The sequence below is a fragment of the Pseudomonas sp. R62 genome, assembly GCF_000257605.1.
Taxonomy (GTDB): domain Bacteria; phylum Pseudomonadota; class Gammaproteobacteria; order Pseudomonadales; family Pseudomonadaceae; genus Aquipseudomonas; species Aquipseudomonas atacamensis.
Window position 1 is genome coordinate 200,729 of sequence record NZ_JH635998.1, and the last position, 4,223, is coordinate 204,951.

Here is a 4,223-nt window from a genome sequence, read left to right on the forward strand (position 1 = left end):
AGCCTTGGCACTGTGGCCAGAACTCATGCCATTGGCGGATCAGTTGCTCAGGCATTACGTGGCGATTCATCAAGGCTTTCAACGCATCACTCTGGCCAACGGCCGCGTGACGCTGACCTTGCTCATCGGCGATGCGCTGGAGCAACTGCCGCAACTCGATGCGCAGATCGACGCGTGGTTTCTCGACGGTTTCGCTCCGGCGAAAAATCCGGACATGTGGACCGCTGAGCTGTTCGTCGAACTGGCGCGCCTGGCTGCGCCGGGATCGACTATCAGCACCTTCACCAGCACCGGTTGGGTCCGGCGTCTGCTCAACGCTGCCGGGTTCAAGATGAAGCGCACACCGGGCATCGGCCACAAGTGGGAAATCCTGCGTGGCGAATTTCTCGGCTGGCCCGCCGAGGTGGCGGCGCCCATACCGGCGAAACCCTGGTTCGCCCGCCCTGCTCCGTTGCGCGGTGAGCGCCGGGCGCTGGTGATCGGCGCGGGCCTGGCTGGCTGCGCGACAGCGTCGAGTCTGGCGGCGCGCGGCTGGCAGGTGAGTCTGCTCGAGCGCCACTCGGCGGTGGCGCAGGAAGCTTCGGGGAATCCGCAAGGCGTGCTCTATCTCAAGTTGTCCGCCCATGGCACGGCGTTGTCGCAGTTGATTGTCAGTGGCTTCGGTTACACCCGACGCCTGCTGGAAAGCCTGCAACGCGGCAGCGACTGGGATGACTGCGGCGTGCTGCAATTGGCGTTCAATGCCAAGGAAGCCGAGCGCCACGCGCAACTGGCGGCGGCGTTTCCTGAAGATCTCTTGCAGTGGCTGGAACAACCCGAAGCGCAGGCTCGCGCCGGTGTCGGCGTGGCCCACGGCGGTTTGTTCTACCCCGAAGGCGGCTGGGTGCATCCGCCAGCGCTGTGTCAGGCCCAGGCGATGCACGCCAACATTGAATTGCTCAGCCATCACGAAGCTTTGGAGCTGCGTAAAGTCGCTGACCAGTGGCAAGCGTTCGACGGCGAGCGTTTGCTCGCCAGTGCGCCGGTGGTGATCCTGGCCGGTGCTGCCGAAATCAAACGTTTTGCCCAGAGTGCCGAATTGCCGCTCAAGCGCATTCGCGGACAAATTACGCGTCTGCCTGAAACCGCAGACAGTCGTGAGCTGGCCACCGTGGTGTGCGCCGAAGGCTACGTCGCCCCGGCGCGTCTGGGCGAGCACACCCTGGGCGCGAGTTTCGACTTCAACAGCGACGACCTGACGCCCACGACTGCCGAGCACCAAGGCAACCTGGCGATGCTCGAAGAAATTTCCAGCGATCTGCTGAGCCGTCTGAACATCAGCGAGCAGCCAATTGAGAGCCTTGAGGGCCGCGCAGCCTATCGCTGCACCAGCCCCGATTACCTGCCGATTGTCGGCCCGCTCGCTGATCTGCAAACCTTCAATCAAACCTACGCTGCATTGAGCAAAGACGCCCGACAAGTGCCGGACATCGCCTGCCCATGGCTCGATGGTCTGTACGTCAACAGCGGCCACGGTTCTCGCGGGCTGATCACCGCGCCGCTGTCCGGCGAGCTGCTCGCCGCGTGGCTGGACAACGAGCCGCTGCCGTTGCCGCGCAGCGTGGCCGAAGCGTGCCATCCCAACCGGTTTGCCTTGCGCAAACTGATTCGCGGCAAGTGAATATCAGATGTCCGGCATCACACAGAGGCCGAGATCCATCAGGCGTATCGACTCTTCGGTCAGGCGCTTGATCACTGCCTCTTGTGCCTGCTCCTTTTCAAGCTGGAGGGCATTCGCCTGACTCACATAGTCGGCACTGAGCAGGGTGTCCGCCTGCTCATCGAGGGCACTCATGCGCGGCGCGAACGATTCATCGATCATTGAAAATTTGCGCGTAAACGTACGCTTCAGATAATCACGCCAGAACGTTCGCTCCTGCATGTATTTCAGCCATTGCGGGGAAAGTTCGGCAGTCATCACGCGATTTCTGGCGACCTCAAGATCAGCGGCTGTCACGCCACTCTGGGCATCGAACAGCATACCTTTCGGTTGACCGCGCAGCCCCAGCTCATCGGTCAGACCGATGCGATAAGCAAGGTTCATTTCCAGTGCATCGACCTTCGGCGCCCGGAGCGAATGCTCCAGGGCAATTTCTTCCAGCTTGTCCAGCCTGAACAGACTGCGGCCCAGTTCCAGCAGAGCCTTGGCAGTGACCTTGCGGCCGCTTGCCGCGCTGGTTACCCGCTCGACTTCCACCTCGACTTCCAGGCGACTGAACACCAGCGTTGCGTTGTCGGTGCAATGAAGCGGATCGGCAGCCGTGTCGAGCACTTGTTCACACAGCGGCCCGTCAGCTTCGGCCGCCTTCAATACCGCCCAGACGCGTCGCTGCAAGTCGGCGCTGGCCTTTTTCCCGTCCGCGGTATCGCCCAGTTGCGCCAGCACGGTGAACAACCCATCGGCCTTCGGCTCGTTTCGCAATGCCGTCCAGATCCGCGTCTGTTCTGCCCACTCCTCGCCACTGTTCTTGGTCAACCAGAGCGAGCGGGCGTGTTGCTCGTTCATCCTGGCGATGTCATCGGGGAGGTAGTCCATACCGATGCCGAAATTATCGCGATAGTTTTCCAGATGCGTTTTGCTGCGTTCGGAAAAAGGATTCAGTCCCAGCTTGAGTGCGCTGGTGAAATGGCGTGTTTTCTGGAATAACCAGTCGGGCAGCTCTTTGATTTTATTCCCGGTCAGGTTCATCAATTCAATGTGGACGGAATTGGACAGGCCTTCTGGCAGTTCCGTGATGCCGGTTTCTTGCAGGGACAAGCGGCGCAGTTGCGTCATTTGACTGAAATCCGGGGTGGCGCCCAACGGATTCTTGTCCAGATTCAGGTAGCGCAACGTGCTCAGACTGTTCAGCTTCGCCAGGGTCTGTTCGGTCAGTTTGAGCTGATTGCCTGCCAGACTCAGCCGTTGCAGACGCGGCATGTGCGACAACACTTCAGGCAACCGGGTGATCGTGTTGCTGCCCAGTTCCAGTAGCTCGAGCTGTTTGAAGGACTTGAGGAAGTGCGCGACATCATCACCCAGCGCCATGTTGCGCATCGACAATTGCTCTATGTGGTCGAAGCTCACCGACGGCGGCAATGTTGGCACCTTACCGATGCGCATGCCGTCAAGGTTGAGGGTACAGAGGTTTTTTCCCTCTTCGTTGGTGGCCCAATGAAAGCGTCGAAATCCTTCTTCGATCAACTCGGCGGCGATTTTCCGGCTGTGCCGCGCTTCGGCCAGATCGCCCCCCATGGCTTTCAGTGCGGCGGCATCTTCGCTCCAGACAAACAGCGCGTCACGCAGGGTTTGCAGATCCTGACGCAGAGCTTTGATGCGGGTCGCACGGCTCAACGGATCATCGCCCAGCTCATCGAGCAATTGGTTGAGCTGCTGCTGATTCAAGCGTGGATACAGTTTGCGCGCCTTGCGCAGCAGCGCCCGTGAATGCTCCGTCCCGGCAGCCTGATCGCTCTGCATGCAGGCCGGCTCGACAAGCCGAGGCTCAAACGTGCCGCGAACCAATGTCTGCGCCGTCTCCTCGCGTTCGTCCAGCGCCGCATCGAGCAATTTGCTGCGCAAGCGCACGGTGTCGGCCTGCGCAGACTCGCCCAACCCGGCGGCCGTCCGCTGACGCAACGGCAGCGCTTTGAGAATCGCGCTGTACAGATCCCCCGGCGCTGCTGCCACTTTGCCAAGTGACTTGCCGTCGCCACTGAACGCCTCGTAACCGGCAGCAGACTTCACCAGCGAGCAGGTATTTTCGGGTTTCGCAGAAGCATCGCCAATGGCTTCCAGGATTGGCCCGGTGAGTGTCTTGTCATGCACTTGCAAGCGCAATTGTGTATCCCAGCCGCTCAGTCGAGGCAGCAACTGAATGGCCAGTTTGTCGGTATCGGCATTGGCCAGTCGTGGCCAATGCAAACCTGCCAGGGCACGATCGAGTCGCACTGCGTTGATGTTTTGCCTGACGCGTTGCCCCATCCGTAACGGCACCTGTCCGGTCTCGCGCAGATGCAATCGTTCGATACTCGGCGCGCGCTCAATCAGCCGCTGCCCATGGCGCGTCGCAATGGCGGCAAAGACCTTGCGCAACTTCAGCACATCGTCCGCCTCGCTCCGGTCATAACGCTGATACATACGCTCAAGCACCTCACGATGATCCGTCTTCAGCGCGCGCCGAGCTTCTTCGCCAGCGCCGACT

At 60.8% G+C, this 4,223-nt stretch carries 2 protein-coding genes; one reads left to right on the forward strand and one right to left on the reverse strand.

Annotation, left to right across the window (positions count from 1 at the left end):
* Window positions 1-1,660: bifunctional tRNA (5-methylaminomethyl-2-thiouridine)(34)-methyltransferase MnmD/FAD-dependent 5-carboxymethylaminomethyl-2-thiouridine(34) oxidoreductase MnmC (gene mnmC, locus OQK_RS02370; protein ID WP_038861074.1), on the forward strand; the 1,660-nt coding region annotated here is incomplete at its 5' end.
* Window positions 1,661-1,663: 3 nt separating this feature from the next.
* On the opposite strand, the gene OQK_RS02375 is transcribed toward mnmC, so the two are convergent.
* Window positions 1,664-4,223, reverse strand: a 2,560-nt coding sequence (locus tag OQK_RS02375) for an NEL-type E3 ubiquitin ligase domain-containing protein (protein ID WP_274380841.1), incomplete at its 5' end; no start/stop codon positions are given.